22 protein-coding genes are annotated in these 26,921 nt (G+C 66.3%); 9 read left to right on the top strand and 13 right to left on the bottom strand.

Annotated elements, in window-relative coordinates:
• Window positions 1–198 (bottom strand): sulfur carrier protein ThiS, encoded by a 198-nt coding sequence (gene thiS / locus A5788_RS21665; protein ID WP_005209103.1) that lies wholly within the window; start codon window positions 196–198, stop codon window positions 1–3.
• Window positions 195–1,316 carry an FAD-dependent oxidoreductase gene (locus tag A5788_RS21660; RefSeq protein ID WP_064866244.1) on the bottom strand — a complete coding sequence of 374 codons (1,122 nt, stop codon included), beginning with the start codon at window positions 1,314–1,316 and terminating at the stop codon, window positions 195–197. Before A5788_RS21660 ends, thiS begins: the two co-directional genes overlap by 4 nt.
• Window positions 1,317–1,480: 164 nt before the next feature.
• On the opposite strand from A5788_RS21660, the gene thiE reads away from it, so the two are divergent.
• Both thiE and A5788_RS21650 read left to right on the top strand, forming a co-directional pair.
• The gene (gene thiE, locus A5788_RS21655) at window positions 1,481–2,191 is read left to right on the top strand and encodes a thiamine phosphate synthase (RefSeq protein ID WP_064866146.1); all 711 of its coding nucleotides are present in this window, start codon (window positions 1,481–1,483) and stop codon (window positions 2,189–2,191) included.
• A gap of 309 nt (window positions 2,192–2,500) precedes the next feature.
• Window positions 2,501–2,884 (top strand): hypothetical protein, encoded by a 384-nt coding sequence (locus A5788_RS21650; RefSeq protein ID WP_064866148.1) that lies wholly within the window; start codon window positions 2,501–2,503, stop codon window positions 2,882–2,884.
• Between the two features lie 35 nt (window positions 2,885–2,919).
• On the opposite strand, the gene A5788_RS21645 is transcribed toward A5788_RS21650, so the two are convergent.
• Complete coding sequence (locus A5788_RS21645) at window positions 2,920–3,399, bottom strand: NUDIX hydrolase (RefSeq protein WP_049700394.1); 480 nt, start codon at window positions 3,397–3,399, stop codon at window positions 2,920–2,922.
• Between the two features lie 248 nt (window positions 3,400–3,647).
• Between A5788_RS21645 and A5788_RS21640 the strand changes: the two genes are divergently transcribed.
• Genes A5788_RS21640 through A5788_RS21630 form a run of 3 tightly spaced genes read left to right on the top strand, consistent with a single transcriptional unit; the run spans window position 3,648 to window position 8,649 of the window.
• A complete protein-coding gene (locus tag A5788_RS21640) occupies window positions 3,648–5,090 on the top strand; it encodes a hypothetical protein (RefSeq protein ID WP_064866150.1) in 1,443 nt (480 codons plus the stop codon).
• On the top strand, window positions 5,087–6,127 hold the full coding sequence (locus tag A5788_RS21635; protein WP_064866152.1) for a glutamate ABC transporter substrate-binding protein: 1,041 nt from the start codon (window positions 5,087–5,089) through the stop codon (window positions 6,125–6,127). The genes A5788_RS21640 and A5788_RS21635 overlap by 4 nt, the downstream gene beginning before the upstream one ends.
• An 11-nt stretch (window positions 6,128–6,138) precedes the next feature.
• Window positions 6,139–8,649 carry a serine/threonine-protein kinase gene (locus A5788_RS21630; protein WP_064866154.1) on the top strand — a complete coding sequence of 837 codons (2,511 nt, stop codon included), beginning with the start codon at window positions 6,139–6,141 and terminating at the stop codon, window positions 8,647–8,649.
• Between the two features lie 58 nt (window positions 8,650–8,707).
• Here the strand turns inward: A5788_RS21630 and A5788_RS21625 are convergent, their stop codons facing one another.
• From A5788_RS21625 to A5788_RS21615, 3 genes are read right to left on the bottom strand one after another with little or no spacing between them, the layout of a single operon-like run.
• The gene (locus A5788_RS21625) at window positions 8,708–9,925 is read right to left on the bottom strand and encodes an acetate kinase (protein ID WP_064866156.1); all 1,218 of its coding nucleotides are present in this window, start codon (window positions 9,923–9,925) and stop codon (window positions 8,708–8,710) included.
• The gene (gene pta, locus A5788_RS21620) at window positions 9,922–12,024 is read right to left on the bottom strand and encodes a phosphate acetyltransferase (protein ID WP_064866158.1); all 2,103 of its coding nucleotides are present in this window, start codon (window positions 12,022–12,024) and stop codon (window positions 9,922–9,924) included. The genes A5788_RS21625 and pta overlap by 4 nt, the downstream gene beginning before the upstream one ends.
• A 54-nt stretch (window positions 12,025–12,078) precedes the next feature.
• Window positions 12,079–12,627: a TetR/AcrR family transcriptional regulator gene (locus A5788_RS21615; RefSeq protein WP_049700388.1), complete on the bottom strand. Its 549-nt coding sequence runs from the start codon at window positions 12,625–12,627 to the stop codon at window positions 12,079–12,081.
• A 111-nt stretch (window positions 12,628–12,738) separates the two neighbouring features.
• Here A5788_RS21615 and A5788_RS21610 point away from each other — a divergent pair, with 111 nt between their 5' ends.
• On the top strand, window positions 12,739–13,296 hold the full coding sequence (locus A5788_RS21610; protein WP_064866160.1) for a GNAT family N-acetyltransferase: 558 nt from the start codon (window positions 12,739–12,741) through the stop codon (window positions 13,294–13,296).
• Here the strand turns inward: A5788_RS21610 and A5788_RS21605 are convergent.
• Window positions 13,198–14,214 (bottom strand): DMT family transporter, encoded by a 1,017-nt coding sequence (locus A5788_RS21605; protein ID WP_197494461.1) that lies wholly within the window; start codon window positions 14,212–14,214, stop codon window positions 13,198–13,200. The two genes, A5788_RS21610 and A5788_RS21605, sit on opposite strands and share 99 nt — an antisense overlap.
• 83 nt (window positions 14,215–14,297) lie before the next feature.
• Between A5788_RS21605 and A5788_RS21600 the strand changes: the two genes are divergently transcribed.
• Window positions 14,298–15,218 (top strand): LysR family transcriptional regulator, encoded by a 921-nt coding sequence (locus A5788_RS21600; protein WP_064866164.1) that lies wholly within the window; start codon window positions 14,298–14,300, stop codon window positions 15,216–15,218.
• A 101-nt stretch (window positions 15,219–15,319) separates the two neighbouring features.
• Here A5788_RS21600 and fgd read toward each other — a convergent pair whose 3' ends face one another.
• From fgd to A5788_RS21585, 3 genes are all read right to left on the bottom strand, one after another.
• Entirely contained in the window at window positions 15,320–16,342 is a 1,023-nt protein-coding gene (gene fgd, locus A5788_RS21595; protein WP_064866166.1) for a glucose-6-phosphate dehydrogenase (coenzyme-F420), read from the bottom strand.
• A 181-nt stretch (window positions 16,343–16,523) separates the two neighbouring features.
• Window positions 16,524–16,805 (bottom strand): putative quinol monooxygenase, encoded by a 282-nt coding sequence (locus A5788_RS21590; protein WP_064866168.1) that lies wholly within the window; start codon window positions 16,803–16,805, stop codon window positions 16,524–16,526.
• A gap of 98 nt (window positions 16,806–16,903) precedes the next feature.
• Window positions 16,904–17,419, bottom strand: coding sequence for a hypothetical protein (locus tag A5788_RS21585; RefSeq protein WP_064866170.1), 516 nt, complete (start codon window positions 17,417–17,419; stop codon window positions 16,904–16,906).
• Between the two features lie 123 nt (window positions 17,420–17,542).
• Between A5788_RS21585 and A5788_RS21580 the strand changes: the two genes are divergently transcribed.
• Window positions 17,543–19,462, top strand: a complete 1,920-nt coding sequence (locus A5788_RS21580; protein WP_064868528.1) for an ABC transporter ATP-binding protein — start codon at window positions 17,543–17,545, stop codon at window positions 19,460–19,462.
• A gap of 197 nt (window positions 19,463–19,659) precedes the next feature.
• Here A5788_RS21580 and A5788_RS21575 read toward each other — a convergent pair whose 3' ends face one another.
• The 3 genes from A5788_RS21575 to A5788_RS21565 all read right to left on the bottom strand — a co-directional run bounded on the left by A5788_RS21575 (window position 19,660) and on the right by A5788_RS21565 (window position 22,433).
• A complete protein-coding gene (locus A5788_RS21575) occupies window positions 19,660–19,902 on the bottom strand; it encodes a hypothetical protein (RefSeq protein ID WP_049700381.1) in 243 nt (80 codons plus the stop codon).
• Window positions 19,899–21,116, bottom strand: coding sequence for an acyl-CoA dehydrogenase family protein (locus A5788_RS21570; RefSeq protein ID WP_064866174.1), 1,218 nt, complete (start codon window positions 21,114–21,116; stop codon window positions 19,899–19,901). Before A5788_RS21570 ends, A5788_RS21575 begins: the two co-directional genes overlap by 4 nt.
• A 342-nt stretch (window positions 21,117–21,458) precedes the next feature.
• Complete coding sequence (locus A5788_RS21565; RefSeq protein WP_049700379.1) at window positions 21,459–22,433, bottom strand: alpha/beta hydrolase; 975 nt, start codon at window positions 22,431–22,433, stop codon at window positions 21,459–21,461.
• A gap of 369 nt (window positions 22,434–22,802) precedes the next feature.
• Between A5788_RS21565 and A5788_RS21560 the strand changes: the two genes are divergently transcribed.
• A complete protein-coding gene (locus tag A5788_RS21560) occupies window positions 22,803–26,792 on the top strand; it encodes a Pls/PosA family non-ribosomal peptide synthetase (RefSeq protein WP_197494460.1) in 3,990 nt (1,329 codons plus the stop codon).
• Window positions 26,793–26,921: the final 129 nt, after the last annotated feature.

Here is a 26,921-nt window from a genome sequence, read left to right as displayed (position 1 = left end):
TCAACCACCCTGCACAGCCGTGACGACCTCGACGACGGCGTCGGACGGAACAACCGTGTCCCATCGTCCACGCGGCACGACGGCCCCGTCGACGGCGACCGCGACGCCGCGGTCGGGCAATCCGAGACGTCGGACAAGCGCGTCGACGGTCGGCTGTGCGTCCCACTCGTGACGCTCTCCGTTCACAGTGAAGCTCACCGTGCCTCCTCGTATCCGTACACGTCGTCTTCGCGACCGACTTCTTGCTGAACATCGTTGTGCTGCAGTATTTCCAGAACTCGCTGTGCGGTGTACGGCGCGAGGACGATCCCGTTGCGGCCATGGCCCGCCGCAACGACCACCCGCTCGTCGATACGACGGATCAGCGGTAGTCCGTCTGCCGAGCACGGCCGGTACCCCACACCGACCTCGGCGAGTGTGTAGCTCGCGAGTCCGGGCATCACCGTGAGCGCGTCGTCGAGCAGGTCGCGAACGCCCGAAACCTCTGCGCCCGGCTCGTCGGATTCGTATTGTGTTGCGCCGACGACGATTCCGTCCGCCCGCGGAACCAGATACACCATGCGGCCGTCGACCCTGGCACGCACGACGTGACTCGGCGGCGGTACCGACCAGCGTGTGCGAGTCAGCCGCAGGATCTCGCCCTTCGCACGATGAATGCGCGCACCGGACCAGAGCTGCGGCACGCCGGCCCCCGCGGCGAGAAGTACCTGTCGACCCGCCACAGCATCGAGATCGGTGATCGTGTCGTTCCGCAGGTGCGCGCCGGCATCCCGCAACGCACCGCGCAGCCGGGCGAGCAGCAAGCGGTTGTCGACTGCACCCTCGCCCATCGCGAGAAACCCGCCGCGCAGTCTCGAGGTCAGCGCGCCCTCCAACTCGCGGATGTCCGCGGGGCCGATCGCTCGGATCTCACGCCCGGCACCGAGCGCAGGCGCCCACACCTTGTCGGCCAGGCGCGTGAGGTGTTCGAGATCGGTGGCGGTCGTCGCGACGAACAGCGAGTCGGCAGCCGTCGCGATCGTCTCGCCGGTGTCTCCTGCACCGGAGCCCTTTTGGGACCCGTCGCCGAGGCGCGCCAGCAGCGTCGGCCACTGCGCAACCGACGCCGACGTCGCGGCGAGCAGCGCTTCTTCACCCGGCAATCCCTCGCCGAGCGAACCGAGCATGCCGCCTGCGACGTGCGAGGCGCGCTCCTGTGGTCCGGCGTCGTGAACCACCACGCGCATGCCCGCGTCTGCCGCGGCAAGTGCACTGGTCAGTCCGATGACTCCGCCGCCGACGACAGCGAGGTCGGGGGTGTCGATTACAGCCGTCAACTTCTCGAGATCCTTCCTTCGCCGGCATGACCCGGATCAGGTACGACGGTCAGCGGGAGGCGTCCCGCACTCTCAGCCCGCCGATCCGCGGACTCCCGTGTCTTTCGAGTCCACCTTACTGCGACCCGTTTATCGGGCGGCGACCCAACCGCGCCGCAGGGCGCATGGCTACGCTGGCGATCGTGACCGCCCACCACGCACGCACCAAGCGACTGGAGTCCGCGACCCTCTATTTGTGCACCGACGCCCGGCGCGAGCACGGCGACCTTGCCGAGTTCGTCGACGCCGCACTCGCAGGCGGCGTTGACATTGTTCAGTTGCGCGACAAGGGATCTGCGGGCGAGAAGCGCTTCGGAGCGCTCGAGGCCCGCGAGGAGTTGGAGATCCTTGCGGTGCTGCGCGACATCACCCAGTCACGCAATGCATTGCTGTCCGTCAACGACCGCGCCGACATCGCGACACTGGCGGGCGCAGACGTCCTGCACGTCGGCCAGGACGATCTTCCACCTGCCGCGGCGCGTCGGATCGTCGGCAAGGATGTGCTCATCGGCAAGTCGACCCACGATGTCGATCAGGCCGCAGCCGCCGAAGCAGACTCCGACGTCGACTATTTCTGTGTGGGTCCGTGCTGGCCGACGCCGACCAAGCCGGGGCGTCCGGCGCCCGGTCTCGACCTCGTGCGTGCGGTCGCGGCGAGCGAATCCGCCGCGAACCCGCGCCGCCGCAAGCCGTGGTTTGCGATCGGCGGCGTCGACGCCGAACGACTCCCGGAGGTCACCGAGGCGGGTGCGCGGCGGATCGTCGTCGTGCGTGCGATCACGGCGGTGTCCGATCCGTCCGAAGCGGCGTCGCGATTGCGCGCCGGGCTCGCCTGACGCACCTGGGCGCTGAGCCCAGGCAAAACCCGCTTGCGTCATGTGGGGTGGGCAGCGATAAGGTGAACGTCACCATGTTGTGCGCACCGAGCCTCCTCGTACCCCGCCGCAGCGGGGTCTAGATTCGACCGACCCCCCGCTGCGGGGTCGTCGTGCGCTCGTCGGTCATCGACTCTTTGACCGAAAAGACCTTCAACGATGCACAACCTTCACTTTCCCCAGCCATGCTGTGACAGCAATGGCGCAGATCCACTCTGGCAGCGGACCGGCCACGCACTCCCCAACGGAATCCGTCAGGAGGCAGCTGGAATGACTTGGCAGCAGTTCGTCGACGAGTACACAACCAACGGTGCGATCCGCCTCGGGTCGTGGAGCGTCGCCCCAGCACCCGGCGACATGGTCGAATGCCGGGCAACCATCGCCTACGACGACCGCATCATGTCGATGACCGCGACGGCGGCCGGGCCGGTTGGCGCGATGACCTCGATTCTTCACGACCTGGGAGTCTCGGTGCAGATCGTCCGACTGCACCAGCGTCGGCTCGACGAGCGAAACGTCTCGTTCCTGCTGTGCGAACACGATCGTCGGCAGTGCTGGGCGACCGGCGACGGCGATACCACCGCCGACGCGAACATCAACGCGCTGATCGCTGGGGCCAACCGACTGCTCGAGGGCAGCGACCTGCACGCCTGAGCTTTACTCGGGGCCCTTGGCTCAGGTCGTCTGACTCAGGTCGTCGAGTCCAGCGACGCGAGGCGCTCACGAAGTTGTGGCCACGCGCTGCCGAAGGCGGGATGCAGCGGCAGCGTCGCCACATGCGCCTCGGGAACCCAACGCAGTTCGGCCGATTCGCCGTTGGCGGTGGTGATGACCGGACGCTGCGCGTCGGCGATGACCGTCGTGTAGGTCCATCCACCGATGGTTCGGTGCGTGACCAACGCTGCCACGACCGACACGTCGCCGGGTGCGATGCCCGCTTCCTCGCCTGCTTCGCGGATCGCGGTGTCTACTGCGGTCTCGTGCGAGTCGCGTGCACCGCCGGGCAGACCCCAGGTGCCACCCTGATGCGACCACGCCGCGCGGTGTTGGAGAAGTATCCCGACCTCACCGTCGGGAAGCGGTGCCCGCAGCAGCAGCCCTGCCGCGCCGTGCAGCCCCCAGTACCTCGCACCGTCGTCGAGAACCCAACCGTCACCGTCGCCGCGCACCGCGCCTCCTGCTCGTCCCCACGCCATGGAAATGATCTGGAAATACTCTCCGAAAGCCCCGTACCTCCAACTTAGGTGAACTCCGATCGCGGTGACACTCCCTCGCCGTCACCTCAGACTCGCACCCGTCATACCCCCGCAGCCCCGGCGTCTCGGACTAGGGTGGAAACGGACTCGACGTGGCGTGCGACATACCCAGAGAGAGCAGGTAACACCCGCTACAGACAGATGCAGAGGGGAGTGAGACGGTGACCGGCGATGCATCCCCCGTGCGGGCTGTGCTGACCCGCGCAGGGCGGACCGTACGCCCGGCAACGACGTCGCCTCCGCTTCGTGAGGTACTCAGTGATCGTCGTGAATTGGTCGCGTCGGCACGTGCGGCGGCGCAATCACCGTTCTCGTCGTTGCGGCACTATTCCAAGACGACGCCGGGGAAGCTGATCCTCCTGTGCTTCGTCGTCGCGGTCACCGCGCTCGGAACCGGCTGGTACGCGTCGACGACGCTGAACAACCGAACTCATCAGTTGCAGACGATGATCGACCGCTCCGAGCCGCTCTCGGAAGCAGCGCAGGTTCTCTACAGCTCGCTCTCGATCGCCGACGCCGCGGCCAACTCTGCGTTCATCTCCGGCGGGCCGGAGAACCCACAACTACGTCAGCGATACTCCGATGCCCTGGCAACGGCGTCGTCGTCTCTGCTGGTGACCGCGGGCAGCGATAGCGGTCCGGGCGCGGATGCGACCGCGCAGACCAGGGCACTCAACTCCGACCTCGAGGTACTCACGACGACCATCCCCGTCTACAGCGGGCTGGTCGAGACCGCGCGTACCAACAACCGGCTGGGCAATCCTGTCGGATCGGCGTACCTCGGTCAGGCGTCGGCGCTGATGCAGGACCGGATTCTGCCCGCGGCCCAGCGAGTGTACGAGCGGCGCGCGCTCGCCATAGCCGATCCCCAGAGCGCACTGACGACTCCGCCGTGGGGGGTCTACGCCGCGCTGCTGATCCTGGCGCTCCTCCTGATCGGAACGTCGCGCTACCTCGCTCGACGGACCCGACGCCGCTTCAACGTCGGGATCGTGGCGGCAATGGTCGCGATCATCGGCGGACTGATCTGGTTGCTCACGTCGGGATTGCTGTCGGTGGCGGCAACCAGTTCGGCCAAGGACGACGGCGCGACGCCGTTGCGTGAACTGACCGAGGCCCGCATCCTCACCCAGCAGGCACGCTCGGCGGAGACGCTGTCGCTGCTTCGACGCGGCGATCAGGCCGGGCTACAGGACACGTTCGAGCAGGCGACCACCCGGATCGGGATGGTGTTGGACAGCCTCGACGATTCCGACGGGTCGTCGGGATCGCTGAGCGGCGACCAGATCACGTCACTGCGCGCCGCGCTCGACCAATGGAAGAAGACCGACGCGCAGGTGCGTGACTCGATGACCTCCGGAGACTTCACCCAGGCAAGGATCATGACGGTCGGTTCGTCGCCGCAGAGCTCGGAGACCAGCTACAACGCCGTCGACTCTGCCCTGGTGAACGCGATCACGACCACGCGGTCGTCGTTCCGCGACGACATCAACACCGCACAGCGAGTACTCGGCTTCACCGGTAACGGCATCCTCGCGCTGTCGATCTTCGCGACCGTCGCGCTGATCCTCGGGATGATCCCGCGTATCCGGGAGTACCGATGAATATCCCGACTCTGAATATCCCGACTCAACTGAACGCCCCCGCTCAACACAGAACCTCGGTGAGGACCGCGATCGCGTTCGTCACGATCGCGCTCGCCACCGTGGTGCTCGCCGGGTGCGTCAGTTTTCCCGCACCCGAGTCGCCAGGGCCGAGTGCCACGGCGCAGGTACCCGAACCACTCGGGGCACAGTTCGATGTCGCCAAGGAGGCGCCGCCCAACTCGTCGTCGTGTGACGCCACGCAGAGCCTGCGACCGGCTGCGCAACAACCCGAGCCCGCTCAGATGCCGCCGGGAAGCACCATGGACGCCATTTTCCGACGCGGCAGGCTGATCGTCGGCACCGACATCGGCTCCAATCTGTTCAGTTTCCGCGATCCGATCACCGGCGACATCCAGGGATTCGACGTCGACCTCGCACATGAGATCTCCCGCGCGATCTTCAACGACCCCAACCGCATCGAGTTCCGGGTGTTGAGTTCGGGCGAACGCATGGACGCCCTGCGCAATCAAGAGGTCGACCTCGTCATCAAGACCATGAGCATCACGTGCGACCGCCTGCGTGATATCAGCTTCTCGACCCCGTATTACATTGCATCGCAACGCATTCTGTCGCTACGCGGGTCGGGGATCACCGGGCCGGAGCAGCTTGCGGACAAGAGGGTGTGTGCCGCGCGCGGGACCACGTCGATCGGCCGCATGCAGCAGATAGAACCCCGTGCGAAGATGGTGACCACCACTACCTGGGCCGATTGCCTCGTCATGCTGCAGCAGTCGCAGGTCGACGCCGTGACCACCGACGACGCGGTTCTCGCCGGCCTGGCGACTCAGGATCCGTGGGCGCAGGTCGTCGGCCCGAGCCTCGGTCAGGAGAACTACGGAGTCGGCATACCCGTCGGACACGACGACATGGTGCGATTCGTCAACGGCACGATCGCCGAGATGCGCGCGTCCGGCAGATGGCAGGCGATGTACGACAAGTGGCTGTCCATCCTCGGACCCGGGTACGGACCGCCCCAACCCACGTACCGCGATTGAGGCGACGCGACATGCCACGAAGTGACAAGCACAGCGCAACGCCGGCCGCGGAGGTCGAGCGTGACGCCACGACCGACGCCACCAACGGCAGCGCTGACCGGGCTGCCGATCTCGACGTCGGAACCCAGCGCGCCGACCTACCCGACCTCGACGTCGGGACCCAGCGTGCCGACCTGGCAGCACTCGACGTCGGGACCCAGCGGGCCGATTTCGCAGCGACGCAGGCGACGCCGAGCATGGGAATGCGCGACGAGTCGACGGGCCCGGTGACCTCCGCGCGCGCCCTTGATCCCAACGAAGCGCTGGTCTCGGTCGGGCAGACGCGCAGACTCGTGCCGCGGCGACGGCCACGCGTGCACGACCGTCGACTCGGGTCGGGGCTGGTCGAACTGCCCAAGGTCACCGATACCGAGCCGCAGGATGCTGTGCTCGATTCTCCGGTCATCGCCGAGGGCAAGCGCAATTGCTGGCGCTGCGGACGTCCCGTCGGCCGATCGTCCGGAGCCGGTGCAGGCGAACTGACCGGAGAGTGTCCCCACTGCGGCGCGCGCTACTCGTTCGTTCCGGGACTCGCGAAGGGCACGCTCGTCGCGGGCCAGTACGAGATCGCCGGGGCCATCGCCCACGGTGGACTCGGCTGGATCTACCTCGCGATCGACCGCAACGTCGCCGACCGACCCGTCGTCCTCAAGGGTTTGCTCAACTCGTCTGACTCCGAGGCGCAGCAGGTCGCACTTGCCGAGCGACAGTTCCTCGCTTCGGTGAACCACCCCGGCATCGTCAAGATCTACAACTTCGTCGAGCACGTCACCGACTTCGGCGAGCGGTTCGGCTACATCGTGATGGAGTACATCGGCGGCCGGACGCTCAAGCAGATCACCGGCGAGGGCGACGAGGGCGACGCGGACGGCTCCGACCATCTGCTGACTGTCGAGCAGGCCATCGCGTACATGCTCGAGGTGCTTCCCGCCGTCGGGTATCTGCATTCGGTCGGATTGGTCTACAACGACGTCAAACCCGACAACATCATGGTCGGCAGCGACGAGGTGAAGCTCATCGACCTCGGCGCCGTCTCGCCGGTCAACGGCTACGGACATCTCTACGGCACACCGGGTTTCCAGGCCCCTGAGATCGTGCAGACCGGACCGCAGGTCGTCACGGACATCTACAGCATCGGACGCACCCTGGCGGCGCTGACCGTCGACATGCCGATGAAGGACGGCCGGTACGTCGACGGTCTCCCCGATCCCGACGACACCCCCGTGTTCCGCGACAACCCGTCGTTCTACAAGCTCCTGCAACGTGCGACGGCGCCCGATCCCGACGACCGCTTCTCCTCTGCGGAGGAGATGACGACGCAGTTGCTCAACGTGCTGCGTGAGACCGTCGCCGTGCACACGGGTGTGCCACGGCCGTCGCTGTCAACGGTGTTCACGCCGCAGCGCTCGACATTCGGCACCGAGTTGATGCTCGCCCCCGTCGATGGCTTCTTCGATCCCGACCTCGCAGCCTTCTACGATCCCGTCGACATGGCACGCGCACTGCCAGTCCCCCTCGTCGATCCCACCGATCCCGCTGCAGGACTGCTCAATTCGGCGGCACTGAGCGATCCGAGGCAGACGCTCGATTCCATTCACGCGGCGCGGGCGGAGGGATTCCGTTCGCTGCTCGGACAACCGACGTCTGCGGCGCATCCGTCACTGGAGATCGACCTCGCCGAGGCGCGGGCGCACCTCGAACTCGACGACGTCGACACAGCGCTCGAACTGCTCCGCGATGTGTCTGTGCAACACGGCGATTCGTGGCGCGTGCAGTGGTACATGGGAATCTGCTCGCTGATGAACGACGAGCCGGAACTGGCGTACGGCTGGTTCGATGCAGTGCTGCAGGCGATGCCGGGCGAGGTCGCCCCGAAGCTCGCGGTCGCGGGTACGGCCGAGCTCATCGGGCGCTGGCTCTCGGACGAGAACGAACCGTCCGAGGGCTCCATGGACCGCATCACCGACATGTATCACGTTGCGGCGCAGAACTATCACGACTTGTGGCTCACCGACCACAGCATCGTCACGGCAGCGTTCGGCATGGCACGCCTTGCCGTCGCGCGCGGTGATTACGACGCCGCGATCGAGCCGCTCGACGAGGTACCCGCGACGAGCCGCCATTTCAACACCGCTCGCGCGACGGCGGTCATCGCCCTCGTCCACGGACGAGACCCGTCGCAATTGCGCAAGGATCAGCTCGTCGAGGCCGCCAAGCGGATGGAGGCCATGCCCGACAGCGAGCCCCGCAAGCAGCGCCTGAAACTGATCGTCCTCGGCACCGCACTCGGCTGGGTGCACGGCCATCCCGACGAGGCGGGAGAACCCCCACTGCTCTTGGGGTTTCCGTTCACCGAAGAGGGTCTGCGCACCGGAACCGAGAAGTCGCTGCGCTACCTCGCACGGCAGACGCGCACCAACCGCGACCACCGGTTCCTACTCGTCGACCTCGCGAACTACGTGCGGCCCTGGTCGCTGTTCTGAGCTGTCGCTGTTCTGAGCTGTCCCTGTTTTGAGTTGTCCCTGTTCTGAGTGAGCAGCTCTATTCGGGCTGCTCCCCGCGGGCCACGGCTGCGGCCTGGCGTGCGATGGCCAGTTCTTCGTTTGTCGGCACCACGAGCACGTCGATGGCGCTCGAGTCGGCCGAGATGCGTCGAGACTGCTTGCCGCGCACGGAGTTTCGATCGTCGTCGATGACGATCCCGTAGGTCTCCAGACCGGCCAGCGCGTCGCGTCGCACGTTGTCGGCGTTCTCGCCGACACCCGCGGTAAAGGTGATCGCGTCGACCTTGCCCAGCTCGATCATGTACGCCCCGATGTAGCGGCGCAGGCGGTGGATGTAGACCTTGTACGCACGCTTGGCGTTCTCGTCGCCGTTGTCCATCCGCGAGGTGATGGTGCGAAAGTCGTTGTCGCCGCACAAACCCTTGAGTCCGGAGTTCTTGTTGAGCAGCGTGTCGAGCTGATCGTTGGAGAGCTTGGCGACGCGGCTCAGGTGCAGCAGTACGCCGGGGTCGATGTCGCCGCTTCTGGTGCCCATCACCAGACCCTCGAGGGGCGTCATGCCCATGCTGGTGTCGATCGGTTCGCCATGTGAAATCGCCGACGCCGACGCACCGTTACCCAGATGCAGCACGATCTGGTTCAGATCCGCGTAGTCGCGGCCGAGGAACTCCGCTGCCTTGCCCGAGACGTACTGATGACTCGTGCCGTGAAAACCGTAGCGCCGCACCGCATGCAGATGTGCGACACCACGGTCGATCGCATAGGTCGCGGCCTCGTCGGGCAGATCGTGGAAGAACGCGGTGTCGAAGACGGCGACCGACGGGACGTCGGGAAGCTTCTTTCGTGCCACCTCGATACCAGCGAGGTTCGCCTTGTTGTGCAGGGGTGCGAGGGTTGAGATCCGCGAGATCTCCGATACCACCTCGTCGGTGACGAGCGTCGGATGAAAGAAGCTGCGCCCTCCGTGTACGACGCGATGTCCGACGGCGCTCAATCCCGCTGTCGCCAGGTCGGTTCCCGACTGCGCGAACATCTCTGACGCCGCGTCGAGTGCAGCCGAGATGTCGTGGAGCGGCTCGGTGCGCGTCGACTTCTCGCCGTTCTGCTCGTGGGTGATCGACGACTCGTCCTCACCGATTCGCTCGGCTATCCCCTCGGCGATCACCTCTGCCGTATCCGGATGCAGTAGTTGATATTTCAACGACGACGACCCGGCGTTGAGGACCAGCACGGCACCCTCGGTGGATGTACTCATCGGCCTGACTCCTGTGCGTCGATGTTCTGGGCCTGGATGGCAGTGATGGCGACGGTGTTGACGATGTCGGAGACCAGCGCGCCGCGGGAGAGGTCGTTGATGGGGCGTCGAAGTCCCTGCAGCACAGGGCCGATCGCGACAGCACCCGCACTACGCTGCACGGCCTTGTAGGTGTTGTTACCGGTGTTGAGGTCGGGGAAGATCAGTACCGTCGCGCGGCCGGCAACCTCGGAGTCGGGCATCTTTGTCGCAGCGACGCTCGGTTCCACCGCGGCGTCGTACTGGATGGGCCCCTCGACGGAGAGCTCTGGAGCCCGTTCCTGGACGAGATCGGTTGCGACGCGCACCTTGTCGACGTCGGCACCGGTTCCCGAGCGGCCCGTCGAGTACGAGAGCATCGCGACCCGCGGGGAGATACCGAACGCTGATGCCGTTGCGGCCGAGGAGATCGCGATGTCGGCGAGCTCTGTGGCGGTCGGATCGGGGACGATGGCACAGTCGCCGTAGGTGAGCACCTTGTCGGGTAGGCACATGAAGAACACGCTCGACACCGTCGAGACCCCGGGGACCGTCTTGATGATCTCGAACGCCGGTCGGATCGTGTGCGCGGTGGTATGCGCTGCGCCGGAGACCATTCCGTCGGCGCGTCCCGTGTGCACCAGCATCGTGCCGAAGTACGAGACGTCGCGCATCCGCTCCTGGGCGTGTTCGAAATCCATTCCCTTGTGCTTGCGGAGTTCTGCGTAGATGCGCGCGAATTCGTCTGTCAGCCCGGAGTTCGCCGGATCGATGAGTTCGACGCCGTCGAGGTCGACCCCGAGCTCGTTCGCACGGGCGGTCACCGATTCCGGGTCGCCGAGGATGATCAGCTCCACGACTCCGCGACGCAGCAATTGTCCTGCGGCACGTAGGATTCGGTCGTCGCTGCCCTCGGGAAGCACGATGCGCTTGAGATCCGACCGCGCACGGGTGATCAACCCGTACTCGAACATCTGCGGGGTGACAACTTCCGACGGCTTGACGTCGAGCACCTTGATCAGTTCCTCGGGCTCCACGTACTGCTCCATGAGTCCGAGCGCCGCGTCGATCTTGCGTGCCGACCCAATCGCGATACGTCCGCGGGTGTCGGCGGCGATGCGTGCGGTGTCGTAGGTGCCCTGTTCACAGGTGATAACCGGAAGCTTGGACTTCAATCCGCTGACGAGGGCGTCGATCATCGGATGCGGTTTGAGACCGCCGTTGAGGATGATTCCGGTGAGTCGCGGAAAGCCTTGTGCGGCATTGGCATTCACCAGCGAGAGCAGCACGTCGGAGCGGTCGGCCGGGGTGATCACCACCATGCCCTCGGTGAGTCGCTCGAGGATGTGCTCCGCGGTCATGCCGCCGACCATGACCCGGAGCGCTTCGCGGTCGAGGAGTTCGGGGTCGCCGCTGTACATCTCGGCGCCCAACGACTTCTTGAGCTCGGCCATCGTCGGCGCGAACAGCACGGGCAGTTCTGGCAGGCACCAGCACGGGACGTCGAGTTTGGCCAGCGCGGCACCGATCTCGTCGATGTGCTCGGGATCGCAGCGGTTCGCGACTATGGCCGCAGTGGTCGCATGCATCGCTGCGATCTCGGTGCGCAGGTGCTCGGCGAGGTCGCGTATCTCGGTGGGTGTTCGGTCGAGTGCCTTGAGCGCCAAGATGATCGGAGCCGAGAGGTTGGCCGCGATGCGCGCGTTGTACGTGAGTTCCGACGGGTTACCGACGTCGGTGTAGTCCGAACCGACGATGACGACGGCGTCGCACTGTGATTCGACGGCGTGGAAGCGCGCGACGATGTCGGCGATGGAGCCGCTCGGGTCTGCGTGTACCTGGTCGTACGTGACGCCGATGGCGTCGTCGTAGCTGATGTCCGCCGAGGTGTGTTCGAGCAGGAGTTCGAGGAGGTAGTCACGCTCATTATGTGCGGCTCGCGAGATGGGCCGGAACACGCCGACCCTGCCTCCGGTTGCCGTCAGCAGCGACAGCACACCGAGCGCCACCGCCGATTTTCCGGTCTCCGCTTCCGCGGACACGATATAGATCTTCGTTGCGCTCACAGCGTCGGGCGACATAGTGGTCAGCGTAGTTGGTGCCTTGACTGCGCGTCGCGGGTGAGGTGGCCCCGGTCAGGTCACGATTGCCCGAACGATCAGGTCGGCGATCTGCTCGTCGGTCAGGCTGCTGTCGGGAATCAGCATCAGCGAGTAGATGGTCCGGACCATGAACTCGGCGGCGCCACGCGCATCGGGGAACAGTTCGGCCTGCACCTGCGGTGCGACGTCGGGCAGCGTGGCGTCGACGATCTTCTCGATCAGGTCGGGTCCGTCGTCGTCGTTGGTCGCGACCAGCGCGCGCACGATCTCCTCGGGCTCCTGACGGAGGACATACTGCAGCGCCTCGTGCTCGCGGATGTGGGGCAGCACGCCGAGCACCTGTGCCCGCACCTTGCCCGCGGCGTCGGGTGCGGTGTCGGACCATTCGCGTAGTTTCACTCGCAGGAGCGCGATCTCGCGGTCGAGCATGGCAGCGACGAGAGCGTCACGTCCGCCGAACATGCGGTAGGCCGTCGCCCGAGCCACCCCCGCGTGACGGGCCACAGACGTCAGGCTGAGTGCCTTCGCACCGAAACGCGACACCAGCGCGACGCCCACATCCACAAGACGATCCGATTCCATGCTTGAGAAGTTAGCGAATCGGGCAGACGTCGGCGCAGGGTACCGGTCACTTTCGCTGCACGGTGCAGTGCACGCGGTGGCACGTGACCTCATGCCCTAGGCTCGGCGCCCATGGAGATTCGCGACGCGCGCGCAGGCGACGTCCCCGGCATCACGCCCATCTACAACGACGCCGTCGAGAACACCACCGCCATCTGGAACGAACAGATTGTCGACGACGCGAACCGGCTCGCGTGGTTGACGCAGCGTCAGGACGCGGGTTTTCCGGTGCTGGTCGCGGTCGAGGACTCGCCGGATGGGTCGGTCGTCGGATACGCGACGTACGGACCGTGGCGTCCGCACGACGGGTACCGGCACACCGTCGAACATTCGGTGTATGTGCGTTCAGATCAGCGCGGAAAGGGCACCGGGCAGGCGCTGATGCGTGCGCTGATCGACCGCGCACGCAGCGAGGGATTCCATGTGATGGTCGCTGCGATCGACGCCGCCAACGAGGGGTCGATCCGCATTCACGAGCGGCTCGGCTTCACGCGCGTCGGATTGTTGCCACAGGTCGGGACGAAGTTCGGCTCATGGCTTGACCTCGCACTTCTCCAGCTCACTCTCGACGGGCATGCTCTGGACGGGCCTGCTCTGGATGACGGGGCCGCTCGCGACGCTCACGGCTGAGGCGCGCGCCCTGCGCCGCGGAAGACGGATCAACCCGCGCGTCATCGCCACGCCCGCGAGGCAGAGGACACCTCCGGCGATCCGCAGCGGCGTCGGCACCTCGCTGAGCACCAGCCACGACAGCACGATCACCAGAGCGGGCACGACGAGTGACGTCGCCGCCAGTGCACCTGCACTCGTACGCGACAACGCATACGCCCAGGTTGTGAAGGCTATGGCGGTTGGACCAACGCCGAGGAAGATCATCGCGGCGATGTCGGAGGCAGGTGCCGCGGCAACCTCCCGCACGGCGGCGGGAGCAAACGGCACCGTCGCGAGCACACCGGCCATGACTCCCCAGAACGTCGCCGAGAGGGCGTCGATGTGGCTGAGCGCCACCTTCTGCACGAGCACGCCCGTGGCATAGAGCACCGCGGCCGCCACTCCGAGCGCGATACCGAGCCAGTCGGCATGCGGCCCCGAGCCGCCGGCCGTGATCAGCACGACGCCTGCGAATGCCACCCCGATGCCGATGAGCAGTCGGCGTGAGAACCCCTCACCGAGGAACAGTCCGGCGAACACCGCGACAAGGATCGGCGCGAAGTTCACGAGGAGAGCCGCAGTGCCGGCGTCGAGATGCTGCTCGGCCCAGTTGAGAGTCACGGTGTAGAGCGCGAACCAGGCGACGCCGTACACGAGGACCAGCACCAGTCCCCGGCCGCGCGGGAGTGGCGGCAGGCCGCGCCCGAGCCCGTTGCGGCGTCGCATCACCACCACGATCGGCACGAGCGCGACCAGGGCGGTCGCCAGTCGGCCGAATGCCAGCGCACCGGGCGAGAACGACTCGCCCGCCGACCGGATGGCGATGAAGGCCGACGCCCACAGGATCACGGTGACCGTGGCTGCGATGGCGGCAAGGTCGGGGGTTCGACGCGTCATGCCTTTCATGATCTGCCCGGGAATAATTCAGCACAAGTTCATATTTCTTCACGACTCTTGAGTACCGCTGTATATTCACGGGCATGATCGATCCACATCGTCTGAGAGTGTTCCGAGCTGTCGTCGCGGAGGGCTCCGTCGGTGGCGCGGCGTCGGCTCTCGGTTACACCCCGTCCGCGGTGAGCCAGCATCTGGCGACGCTGCAGCGCGAGACCGGACTCACGCTTGTCGAGCGCGACGGTCGCGGGATCGTCGCGACCGAAGCGGGTCGAACGTTGGCGGCGGAGTCCGAGGGCATCTTCGACCACTTCGCGCGGCTCGAGGGGCTCGTCGCCGATCTGCGGCATGGCCGGGCGGGCACGCTGCGTGTCACCTACTTCGGGTCCGCGGGGGCGGCGTGGATGCCGACGGTCGTCGCACAGATCCGCCGCGAATTCCCCGCGCTGCGGCTCGACCTTCGACTCCTCGAGATCACCGATCCCCTCGTCGCGCCACCGGATGTGGAGATCGGCATCGACGACCCCACGCCCGCGATCGGCAGCTCGTCGTCGAACGATTTCGACGTCATGCCACTCGTCTCGGATGCCTACCACGTGGTGGTCACACCCGACTCCCCTTTTGCGACAAGGGATCACGTGTTGCTGCGCGAGCTGGCCGACGAGGTCTGGATCGACAACGACATCGCGCGCGGCCCCTGCCGCGCAGCGCTGCTGCGCGCCTGCACCGCAGCGGGTTTCAGCCCGTGCTTCGGCGTGGAGACGCACGACTACCTGACCGCGATCAACTTCGTCGCCGCCGGGGTCGGGCTCACCGTGGTGCCCGCGCTGGCGCTCGTCGACGTTCCGGACTCGGTCCGCGTGGTGCCGATCGCCGAACCGACTCCGCGCCGGGCGATTTCGATTCGACGCCGCCACACGATCCGCGAGCACCGCGCCGCCGACCGCGTCGTCGAACTGGTGCGGGAGCAGGCGCGCCGGACGCACGGCGCGCTGGTCGGGGTGTGAGGCGCGGCCCAGGGCGCGCAGAAAAGTACATGCCCTGGGCCGTTGACGTGTACCGGTACAGGTCAACGGCCCAGGGCGCGTAGGTTTCTGCGCGTGGTTTTCTAGTCGGCGACGGACAGCTTGCGCAGCCGCGGGGCGAGGTCCTTCTCGAAGTTGTCGAGGAAGCGCTGCTGATCGTGGCCGGGCGCGTGGAAGACCAGGTGGTTCAGGCCGGCGTCGGTGTAGAACTTGACCTTCTCGACGGCCTCGTCGGGGTCGGATGCGACGATCCACCGCTTGGCGACCTGCTCGATGGGCAGTTCGTCGGCAAGGCGTTCCATCTCGGTCGAGCTGTTGACGCTGTTCTTCTGGTCGGCGGTCAGCGACAGCGGCGCCCAGAAGCGGCAATTCTCCAGTGCGAGTTCAGGATCGGGGTCGTACGAGATCTTGATCTCGATCATGCGGTCGATCTCGGCGAAGTTCCGGTCGACCTTCTCCGCACCCTCCCGGACAGCCGGGATGAGCTTCTCGGTGTAGAGCTCGGGCCCCTTGCCGGACGTGCAGATGAAGCCGTCGCCCGAGCGGCCCGCATACCGTGCGACGACCGGTCCGCCCGCGGCCACGTAGACCGGGATCTGGTGCTCCGGCAGGTCGTACATGTAGGCGCCCTTGGTGTGGTAGTACTCCCCCTCGAAGGTCACCTCCTCGCCGGTCCACAGCTCGCGCATGAGCTTGATGGCCTCGCGCAGACGAGCGAAGCGCTCCTTGAAGTCCGGCCACTCGCCCTGGAATCCGGTGGCGTACTCGTTGAGCGCCTCGCCCGTGCCGACGCCGAGCATGATGCGGTCGGGATACAGGCAGCCCATCGTCGCGAACGCCTGCGCGATGACCGCGGGGTTGTAGCGGAAGGTCGGGGTCAGGACAGACGTGCCGATCTGTACGCGGTTGGTGCGCTCCCCGACCGCGGCCATCCACGACAACGAGAACGGCGCGTGGCCACCGTTGTGCCGCCACGGTTGGAAGTGGTCGCTGACGGCCACCGAGTCCATGCCGTGCTCCTCGGCCGCGACGGCGATCTCCACCAGTTCACGCGGCGCGAACTGCTCCGCCGAGGCCTTGTATCCGAGCTTGAGTTGCTGTGCCATGCCTTCACCTCACTGCCGACGACCGTCTATGTGATCCAACGTACTCAGGCAGCAGGGCCGACGGTTGCGTGGGATCCAGGGGTGCATTTTTGTACCCGTGCGTCCCACGCAACTTGGACCGGGCCGCGCCGGACGCGGACCATAACGCTCGATCGAGGCGAATCTGCTACGTGGACCAGCACTATCGGTGGTCGTCGACCTCGTATCGCCGCTCAATCCCTGCAGTCACGGCACCCCACTCGCTCGCGGCGACGCGCCGCTGATGAGCATCGAACGCCGTGCGGTCGCGGAAGCGCTCCCGCACCTGCCAGACCAGACCGGCACCGAGGCGCTCGACGTCGAACGACACACATCCGTCCTCGTCACGCGTGAGTTCGACGTGGCGCGGCAGGTGCCGCTCGACGATTTCCGCCTGCTCGTCGTCGGCGCAGACGAGCACGCCGGTCAGGACTACCTCGCTCATCGCCGCAGCCTAGCGAAGCGTCGAGGGTCCGACAGTTGCGTGGGATCCAGGGGTGCATTTTTGTACCCGTGCGTCCCACGCAACTCGACCCGCGCGGCTCACGGGGTGATCGCGTCGGCGGACCGCCCGCGGGGAAGTTCGACGGCGTAGCTGTAGTGACAGCCGAGGTCGGTCCGATCAGGCGCGTCGGAGTTGTCACGAAACCAACTGATGCACGCCTCCGCAGCGAGTAGCCGATCGCGCGTGTAGAGGTACCCGTCGGTGCAGTCGTCGAACGGATCGTCGTCCTGCCAGATGTCGATGGGCATCGTTGATGCGTCGTGGTCGACGAAGCGCAGTGTCCGCAGAGCGGTGCGCGACCTCCGCACCAGGAATATGCCATCGCTCAGGACGTAGACCTGCACACAGATGGCGTCCGGCGCGGCGAAGTCGGCCTCGTCGTCGATGTCGAGGTCGTCCTCTTCGACCTCGGCTTCCAACTCGTCCCAATCATCTGCCAATCGGACATCGTTGGGGCCGAGGCTGAACTCGAGGCCGGGCGGTTGGTCGTCGAGCGATTCGGCGACCCACGCAAGCATCGAGTCCCAGTCGTTGATCGGATAAATCTTGGCCATGACTCACATTCTCGACTGTGGGTATGACACGCAGCGCTCTGCGATGGGCCGACTTGGCCCGTCCGCTACGAGCGCAACGCGCGGCTGTACTTAAACCTTACTTGAGCTTCTACCCTTGAACTCATGAGTATGCAGTCCGTCGCCTGGGACATGATGTACAAGTCGTCGAGCTCACCGTCGCGCAAGCGGCTGCGCGGTGACCGACGAAGCACGCTGCGTCGCATCATGACCTTCGCGCGCCCACACCGCGCCCGTATCGGGGTGTTCCTCGCGCTGTCGGTGTGCACCGCGGTGCTGACGGTCGTGACCCCGATCCTGGCCGGGCGCGTGGTCAATCTGATCAGCGACGGCGGATCGGGCGGGACGATCGTCGGACTCGCTGTGTTGATCGCGCTGATCGCCGTCGCCGAGGCCGCAGCGGGAATCGGCACGCGCTGGTTGTCGGCGCACATCGGTGAGGGGCTGATCCTGGATCTGCGACGCTCCGTCTTCGACCACGTCCAGAAGATGCCCGTCGCGTTCTTCACGCGTACCCGGACCGGCGCGCTGGTGAGCCGGCTCAACAACGACGTCATCGGCGCGCAACGCGCGTTCAGCGACACGCTCTCGGGTGTGGTGTCGAACATCGTGACGTTGGCGTTGACGCTCGGCGTGATGTTCGCGATCAGCTGGCAGATCACTCTGTTGGCGTTGGTTCTGTTGCCTGTCTTCGTGATTCCCGCACGACGCATGGCTCGACGGATGGCCGCTCTCTCCCATGAGGCAGCCGAGCACAACGCGCGGATGTCGACACAGATGACGGAACGCTTCTCGGCACCTGGCGCGACCTTGGTCAAGCTGTTCGGCAGTCCGACGTTGGAAAGTCGTGAATTCGCCAAGCGCGCAGACAGGGTCCGCGACATCGGTGTGCGACGCGCCATGCTGCAGGGCGTCTTCATCACCGCACTGACGTTGGTGTCGGCGTTGGCACTCGCGCTCGTCTACGGACTCGGCGGCTGGCTCGCGGTACATCAACACCTCTCCGCGGGAGCCGTTGTGGCACTGGCACTCTTGCTGACCCGCATGTACGCGCCACTCACCGCACTCGCGAACGCGCGAGTCGAAATCATGAGTGCGCTGGTCAGTTTCGAGCGGGTCTTCGAGGTACTCGACCTCGCACCCCTGATCGACGACAAGCCCGACGCCACCGACGTTCCCGACGCCGACGACGGTGTGAGCGTCCGATTCGACCACGTCTCCTTCGGCTATCCATCGGCCGACAAGGTCTCCCTGGCCTCGCTGGAAGAGGTTGCGCAACTGGACAGTCGGGGTGGGACTCAGGTGCTGCACGACGTCGACATCGACGTCCCGGCGGGCTCAATGGTCGCGCTGGTGGGGAGTTCCGGCGCGGGCAAGTCGACGATCGCGAGTCTTGCCACCCGCCTGTACGACGTCGACGAAGGCGCCGTCCGCCTCAACGGCGTCGACGTGCGCGACCTGCGCAGCGAATCGGTGCACCGGAATGTCGGATTGGTGACCCAGGACGGACACCTATTCCACGACACCGTCCGCGCGAATCTCGTTCTGGCTCAACCAGATGCATCCGACGATGCAATCTGGGACGCGCTGCGGCGCGCGCGGCTCGACGAGTTGGTCGCGAGCCTGCCCGACGGCCTGGACACGATCGTCGGCGAACGCGGGTATCGACTGTCGGGCGGCGAACGTCAACGCATGACCATCGCGCGACTTCTGTTGGCACACCCCGCCGTGGTGATCCTCGACGAAGCGACCGCGCACCTGGACTCGACATCAGAAGCCGCGGTTCAGGAAGCGTTGGCCGAAGCGCTGGAGGGGCGCACGTCGATCGTTATCGCGCACCGGTTATCGACGATCCGTGCCGCCGACCAGATCGTGGTGATCGAAGCAGGGCGCGTCGTCGAACGTGGTGATCACCGAACACTGTTGGCGGCCAATGGACGATACGCGCAGCTCTACCGCACACAGTTCGCCGACGGGAGCTCCGAGCAGCAGGCGGAGTGCTGCCCGGAGACGTTGAGCGCGTAGTGGTTTCGACACGGCTGCTCGCTACGCTCGCGGCCTGCTCAACCAGCGGATGGGACGGCCTGCCAGCGGGGTGGCTGGCCAGCGAGCGGGCTGGGGCGGCCTGCCAGCGGGGTGAGCGGGCAGAGCGCGTAGTGGTTCGACACGGCTGCTCGCTGCGCTCGCGGCCTGCTCAACCAGCGGGGTGGATCAGCCGGCGGCTAGTCCTCGTCGTCGTGGCGGTCCGGAATGGGCGGGGCGAGTTTGGCTTTGCGGAACGTCAGCCCGACCATCGCGATGTTCACGACGATGATCCCGATGCCGAGTACTACCCACAGCCACTGCTGGTTGTTCCACCAGTTGACGACGAGCAGCCCGACGCACACCATCAGCACGACGGAACCGAAGATCACCATGCCGCGGGAGAAACCCTGTGCGGCGCGCTGGAATTGGGGATTGGTCACCGGAAGGCATCCTGTCCGGTGAGCGCCTTGCCGATCATCAGTTGGTGCATCTCGCTTGTGCCTTCGTAGGTGAGCACGGATTCGAGGTTGTTGGCATGCCGCATCACCGGGTATTCGAGTGTGATCCCGTTGGCGCCCAACAGCGTTCGACACTCGCGGGCAACGGCAATCGCTTCACGGACGTTGTTGAGTTTGCCGAGGCTGATCTGCTCGGGTGCGATCTTGGTCTCGTCCTTGATGCGCCCCAGCTGGATGGCGAGCAGGAATGCCTTGCCCACCTCGAGCGCCATGTCGGCGATCTTGGTCTGACTGATCTGGTATCCCGACAACGGCTTGTCGAAGACCTCGCGGTCAGCGGTGTAGGAGAGTGCGCTCTCCAGACAGTCGCGCGCGGCGCCGACGACACCGAAGACGATGCCGAACCTCGCCTCGTTCAAACAACTCAGCGGACCCTTGAGTCCGGTCACGCCCGGTAGCATCGCCGACGCCGGCAACCGCATGTCCTCGAAGGACAACTCGGCGGTGATCGATGCCCGCAGCGACAGCTTGTGCTTGACGACCATCGACCGGAAGCCGCGGGTATCCGTGGGGACGACGAATCCACGGATTCCGCGCGATCCCTCTTCGAGATCGGTGCGCGCCCACACGATCGCAACGTCGGCGACGCTGCCGTTGGTGATCCACATCTTGGAACCGTTGATGACCCAGTCGTCGCCATCGCGTTTCGCGACGGTCCGCATGCCCGCGGGGTTCGAGCCGAAGTCGGGTTCGGTCAGGCCGAAGCAACCAATCGCCTCGCCCGCAGCCATCTTGGGCAGCCATTCTTCGCGTTGTTCTTCGCTGCCGAAGGCGCGGATCGCGAACATCGCGAGCGATCCCTGCACCGACATGAAGCTGCGCAGACCTGAGTCGACGGCCTCAACCTCCAGGCAAGCCAGTCCGTACTCGGTTGCCGACGTTCCGGCGCAGCCGTATCCCTCGAGGTGCATGCCGAACAGGCCGAGCTTGCCGAACTCGCGGGCGAGGTCCCGGACGGGAAGCGTGCCGTCCTCGAACCACTCGCCGACATGGGGGCGCAGACGTTTGGCACCGAAGTCGCGAACGGTGTCGACGATCGCCCGCTCCTGGTCGTCGATCAACCTGTCGAAGCCGAAGAGCTCTCCGACCGTCTTGGTCTTACTTGCCCCAGTCGAATGTGACGCAGTCGCACTCACCGTTGTCCACCACCTGTTTCTCGACGCCGCGCGGGATGTCTGCCGCGCCTCTCCACTATGGCAGTTCGACGCCGCGCTTACGTCGACGACCGGGAGGTTGGGCGTTCGACGCCGCGGGGAGGTGGTCTCGACAAGCTCGACCAGCGGGTGACGGCTCGACCAGCGGCGGGGTGGTCTCGACAGGCTCGACCAGCGGCGGGGGCTCGACCAGCGGTGAGGGCTCGACAGCGGGTGAGGGCTCGACAGCGATGCGGTGGTCTCGACAAGCTCGACCAGCGGGCGCCGCTCGACCTGCGATGAGGTGGTCTCGACCAGCGGCAGGGCTCGACCAGCGGCGTCCGCTCAGCCGACCGCCTTGGCGTCGCGCTCGTCGGCGGCCTTGGCGTCGCGGACCGCCTGCGTGGTGAAGGCGGCGGTGGTCTCGACGGCGTGCAGCGTCTCGGTGTGGCGGGCGTTCATGACCGGGAACGCGTGCACCTGCCAGGAGTAGCTGTGCGCGACGGCGTCGACTCCCGCCTCGTCGAGGCGTTCGATCAGTTCGATCACGTCGGCTTCGAGCATCTCGTTCTCTGCCGTGATCATCACCGTCGGTGGGAACGCCTCGGCGTCGATGTCGGCGGCGCGGCGAGCACCGCGCAGCGGGATCGGCCCCCTGTCGAGCAGCGGGACGAGGCGCGCCATCTTGCTCATCGGCAGATAGGCGTCGGAACGGCTACAGCGGTCGGGGTTGGTGCCCAGGTCGAGGTCGAGTAGCGGGGAGAACCCGATGAGGGCCACCGGTGTCGGCAGACCGGCCGTGTAGGTGCCCTCGGCGACCTTCATCGCCAAGAAGCCGCCCGCGGAGTCGCCCGCGACGATCAGCCGTCGATATCCGCGCTCGCTGAGCAGTTCGCGGTAGGCGGCCATGGCGTCGTCGACCGATGTCCCGACGCCCGCCTTCGGTAGCTGGCGGTACTCGAGCGAGAAGACCGGCAGCGCGCACGCCTTCGCGAGTCGGGCGACAATCGAGCGGTGTGTTCCCAGACCTCCGACGACGAATGCACCGCCGTGGAGGTAGAGGATCGCGGTATCGGCGTCGCGCCGCGACGGTCCGCTCGGCATGACCACCTCTGTGGGTCGGCCTGCGAGCTCCATCTGCTCACGAACAACGTGTCTCGGTTCTGGCGCTCCGGCGAACAGACGATCGATCAAGAAGAGTCCGGCCAACCCAGGCCTGTTCAACGGCCACACCGCGAGCGTTGGTTTCAAGAGTGCACGAGTCGCAAACCACAGTGGGTACGAGAGCGCACTCGCCTTTCGGTGATGCACAATTGGCATGCTGTTTCTCCTCACCCCAACCCAACCGCGAGAAAGTGATGCGCGATCAGAATCGTGTGGCGGCGTCGACGGCAACCACGGGCCGAATTCCCTTGGCTAGTATTCCTGCACAGAGTGCTCCCGCGAGGTTTCCCACGGTGAGATATCTACAGTGCAACTACCTACAGTGTGTTCGGAACCGATGAATGTGAAGCTACACCCGTTTCGGGAGACCGACAGTCTGGCGCCGGGATTTCCGAGCGCGATCTCACCAGCCGCGCGAATCAGAGAGCTAGGACACTCCACAGCAGCCATGTCAGCGACACCATGTGATGCGTACGCATCCGCATCAGGGTCAACATTCACTCTCGAGAATCGGCGGTACCCGGCGTGACTGACACGGATTCGCGTCCTCTCGGGTTGCCCAATTCCATTCCCTCCGAGTTTCTACTGTCGGCTCAGGCGGCACCGCCACGCACATTGTGCGACATCCTCGACGCCTCCGCCGCGCGGTACCCCGACGCTCCCGCCATCGACGACGGCGACCAAATCCTCACATACGCGCAGCTCACCGCGGTGGTACGACGCGGCGCGGCGCGGTTGGAGCAACTCGGGGTGCGTCGTGGTTCGCGAGTCGGCATCCGGATGCCGTCCGGTTCACGCGACCTCTACACCGCTATCTTGTCGGTGCTCTACGCGGGAGGCGCCTACGTTCCGGTCGACGCAGACGACCCGGAAGAACGCGCGACGCTGGTCTTCGGTGAAGCGAAGGTCGACGCGATCGCCGACGCCGATGGAATTCACGTCACAGACGCAGCGGGGATACACGTCACGGCCGACGCATCCCCCGACCCCGCCGCCGATTCCCTCACTCCTGACCCAGCAGCCCCGGAATCACCAGCCACGGCCGCCTCACCCGACGCCAACCGCCCGACCCCTGGGGACGACGCGTGGATCATCTTCACGTCGGGATCGACCGGAACCCCCAAGGGCGTCGCGGTCACGCATCGCAACGCCGCCGCATTCGTCGACGCCGAGGCGACGATGTTCTGCCGCGACGAACCGCTCGGCCCCGGCGACCGGGTACTCGCAGGCCTGTCTGTCGCCTTCGACGCCTCGTGCGAGGAGATGTGGCTCGCGTGGCGTCACGGCGCATGCCTGGTTCCCGCACCTCGGTCCCTGGTGCGCAGCGGCATGGACCTCGGACCGTGGCTCGTCGCCCGCGACATCACCGTCGTGTCGACGGTGCCGACCCTCGCATCACTCTGGCCGCCGGAGGCACTCGAAGCCGTCCGACTATTGATCTTCGGTGGCGAGGCGTGTCCGCCCGAACTCGCCGACCGGCTCGCCGTCGATGGCCGCGAAGTGTGGAACACCTACGGCCCCACCGAGGCGACAGTCGTCGCATGTGCGGCACTTCTGGGTGGCCCCGGCCCGGTCCGCATCGGATTGCCTCTACCCGGTTGGGATCTCGCCGTCGTCGGAGCCGATGGACTACCCGTTGCCGAAGGAGAAACCGGTGAGCTGATCATCGGCGGAGTCGGGCTCGCGCACTATCTCGACCCGGCCAAGGATGCTGAAAAGTACGCTCCCATGCCGACTCTCGGCTGGGAACGCGCCTATCGAAGCGGCGATCTGGTACGCCTCGACCGTGAGGGTCTGGTATTCGGAGGTCGCGCCGACGATCAGGTCAAGGTCGGCGGCAGACGAATCGAACTGGGCGAGATCGACAACGCACTCCAGCACCTGCCCGGGGTGAGCGGCGCGGCGACCGCGGTCCGAAAGACAGCCGCGGGCAACAGTTTGCTCGTCGGCTACCTCGTCTCCGCCGACCCCGAGTTCGACGTCGCCAACGCGCATAACCTTCTCGCAGAACAACTTCCGGCACCGATGGTGCCGAGACTCGCGCTCGTCGACGAACTGCCGACCAGGACGTCCGGCAAGGTCGACCGCGACGCACTCCCGTGGCCGCTACCGGGTACCGACAACTCCGACGACGAGGACGCAAGCGACCTCAGCAGCACCGAAGCGTGGCTGGCTGCGAGGTGGACAGATGTTCTCGGCGCGACCGTCACGAGTGCCGGGACCGACTTCTTTGCCGAGGGCGGCGGCTCGCTCGCCGCGGCGCAGTTGGTGACGGCAGTGCGCGAGCGCTACCCCGAGATCACCGTCGCCGACCTCTACGACCACCCGCGGTTGGGCTCACTCGCGGAGTTCCTCGGCGAGACGACAGCCGCGGAGGTCGTCGACCCGCGTGAGGTGAAACCGACCCCTGCCGCCACCGGCGTCGCGCAACTACTCCTGTCGGTGCCGCTGTCGACGCTGACCGGACTGCAATGGGCGACGTGGCTCGGCGTCGTCAACAACATCGGTGCGTGGGCCGCCCGCAGGCTCGACGTGTCTGTGCCCTGGCTCGTCGAGGTCAACTGGTGGGTCGTGCTCGTCGCGTTCCTCATCTTCATCACGCCGCCCGGCCGGATGGTCATTGCCGCGATCGGATCGCGCATCTTGCTCGGCGGCGTCGAGTCGGGCACCTATCCTCGCGGCGGCAACGTGCACATCCGACTCTGGGTCGCCGAGCGTCTGCTCGTCGCCAGTGGCGCCGCCAACCTGTCGGGTGCGCCGTGGATGATCTATCTGGCACGCGCGCTCGGCTCGTCCGTCGGGCGCGGCGTCGACCTGCACACGATTCCACCTGTGACCGGAAAACTGACCATCGGCGACGGCGCGTCCGTCGAACCAGAGGTCGACGTCGCGGGCTGGTGGATCGACGGCGACCTCGTCCACATCGGCGAGATCGTGATCAAGCGCGGTGCGACGATCGGTGCGCGGTCGACGCTCGCCCCCGGCGCCGTCGTCGGCAAGGATGCTGAGGTCAGCCCCGGATCTGCGGTGTTCGGTCGGGTCAAGGCCGGGCAGCACTGGGCCGGATCGCCCGCGGTGAAGATCGGTAAGGCGACGCATTCGTGGCCCGATCACCGTCCCCGTCGCGCAAGCATCTGGGTTCCGCTCTACGGACTGTCCTCGATGGTTCTCGCTGCGATCCCGCTGATCTCCCTGGGTGTCGGGCTGCTCGTCATCGGGACATGGGCGCTGCACGCCGACCGGCTCCGCGACGTCGCAATCCGTTCGCTGATCCTGCTACCCGCCGCGACCATCGTCAGCCTCGCTGTGTTCGCCGCGATCACCGCGATCCTCGTGCGCGCGATGTCACTGGGTCTCGAGAAGGGCTATCACCCGGTGCGTTCGCGCGTCGGGTGGCAGGTGTGGATGACCGAGCGACTGCTCGACTCCGCCCGCACGTATCTGTTCCCTCTCTATGCCGGCCTGCTGACACCATGGTGGTTCCGCATTCTCGGCGCGAAAGTCGGCAAGGGGACCGAGATTTCGACTGCCCTGGTGCTGCCGAAATTCACGACCATCGCCGACGGCGCGTTCCTCGCCGACGACACCATGGTCGCGTCGTACGAACTCGGCGGCGGCTGGATGCACATCGACGACGTCAAGATCGGCAAACGCTCGTTCCTCGGCAACTCCGGAATGGCAGCGCCAGGCCGCAAGGTACCGAAGAACGGTCTCGTCGCCGTGCTGTCGGCCGCACCCGACCGAGCCAAGTCGGGGTCGAGTTGGCTTGGTAGTCCACCGATTCGACTTCGACGCACCGCTGCGACGACCGACACGTCGAGGACGTTCGATCCGCCCGCGCGCCTCAAAGTGGCACGCGCAGTGATCGAGACGCTGCGACTGATCCCGGTGATGATCTCGTTCGGACTCGGCATCTTCATGCTGCTGAGCCTGCAGTACATCGCCCAACAGGCGAACTACGTGATCGCCGGTCTGGTCAGCGGCCTGCTGTTGATCCTGTGCGGTGCCATCGCGTGTTGCATTGCCGCAGCGGCGAAGTGGGCCGTCGTCGGCCGGATCGAAGTGTCGGAGCATCCGCTGTGGAGTTCGTTCGTGTGGCGCAACGAGCTTTCCGACGCCTTCGTCGAAACCGTTGCGGCACCGTGGTTTGCCAACGCCGCGACCGGAACTCCGGTCCTCAATGTGTGGCTCCGGCTTCTCGGCGCCCAGATCGGCAAGGGCGTGTGGTGCGAAACCTATTGGCTCCCTGAGGCCGACCTCGTGTCGCTCGGTGCGGGCGCGACCGTCGAGCGCGGCTGCGTCGTCCAGACGCACCTGTTCCACGATCGGGTCATGGCCATCGACCGCGTGGTCCTCGCCGACGGCGCGACGCTCGGACCGCATTGTGTCGCGCTACCCGCGTCCGGCCTCGGCGAATCGGCGACCGTCGGCCCCGCGTCGTTGGTCATGCGTGGCGACGTCGTGCCCGCGCACACCCGCTGGCAGGGCAATCCCATCGCCCCCTGGCACGACTGAGTCCCGGACCGGCCGTCCAACGAAAAGCGGTGGCTCCCCCGTGGCCGGGGGCCCCCGCTCGAGGACAAGAAGGGCGGGTCAGACCGCCTGGTCGGAGACCTTCTTGGGAAGGTTGAACAGCGGGGTAAC

The organism is Gordonia sp. 852002-50816_SCH5313054-c (assembly GCF_001665925.1).
GTDB classification, from domain to species: domain Bacteria; phylum Actinomycetota; class Actinomycetes; order Mycobacteriales; family Mycobacteriaceae; genus Gordonia; species Gordonia jacobaea.
The sequence above is the reverse complement of the archived record's forward strand: the minus strand, read 5'-3'. Positions and strand labels throughout refer to the sequence as shown.

Bases quoted from the DNA above. Each gene is read 5' to 3' on its own strand.
- thiE (WP_064866146.1), top strand. From the start codon at position 1,481: ATGGCTACGCTGGCGATCGTGACCGCCCACCACGCACGCACCAAGCGA.
- A5788_RS21650 (WP_064866148.1), top strand. From the start codon at position 2,501: ATGACTTGGCAGCAGTTCGTCGACGAGTACACAACCAACGGTGCGATC.
- A5788_RS21635 (WP_064866152.1), top strand. From the start codon at position 5,087: ATGAATATCCCGACTCTGAATATCCCGACTCAACTGAACGCCCCCGCT.
- A5788_RS21630 (WP_064866154.1), top strand. From the start codon at position 6,139: ATGCCACGAAGTGACAAGCACAGCGCAACGCCGGCCGCGGAGGTCGAG.
- A5788_RS21625 (WP_064866156.1), bottom strand. From the start codon at position 9,925: ATGAGTACATCCACCGAGGGTGCCGTGCTGGTCCTCAACGCCGGGTCG.
- pta (WP_064866158.1), bottom strand. From the start codon at position 12,024: ATGTCGCCCGACGCTGTGAGCGCAACGAAGATCTATATCGTGTCCGCG.
- A5788_RS21615 (WP_049700388.1), bottom strand. From the start codon at position 12,627: ATGGAATCGGATCGTCTTGTGGATGTGGGCGTCGCGCTGGTGTCGCGT.
- A5788_RS21610 (WP_064866160.1), top strand. From the start codon at position 12,739: ATGGAGATTCGCGACGCGCGCGCAGGCGACGTCCCCGGCATCACGCCC.
- A5788_RS21605 (WP_197494461.1), bottom strand. From the start codon at position 14,214: ATGACGCGTCGAACCCCCGACCTTGCCGCCATCGCAGCCACGGTCACC.
- A5788_RS21600 (WP_064866164.1), top strand. From the start codon at position 14,298: ATGATCGATCCACATCGTCTGAGAGTGTTCCGAGCTGTCGTCGCGGAG.
- fgd (WP_064866166.1), bottom strand. From the start codon at position 16,342: ATGGCACAGCAACTCAAGCTCGGATACAAGGCCTCGGCGGAGCAGTTC.
- A5788_RS21590 (WP_064866168.1), bottom strand. From the start codon at position 16,805: ATGAGCGAGGTAGTCCTGACCGGCGTGCTCGTCTGCGCCGACGACGAG.
- A5788_RS21585 (WP_064866170.1), bottom strand. From the start codon at position 17,419: ATGGCCAAGATTTATCCGATCAACGACTGGGACTCGATGCTTGCGTGG.
- A5788_RS21580 (WP_064868528.1), top strand. From the start codon at position 17,543: ATGAGTATGCAGTCCGTCGCCTGGGACATGATGTACAAGTCGTCGAGC.
- A5788_RS21565 (WP_049700379.1), bottom strand. From the start codon at position 22,433: ATGCCAATTGTGCATCACCGAAAGGCGAGTGCGCTCTCGTACCCACTG.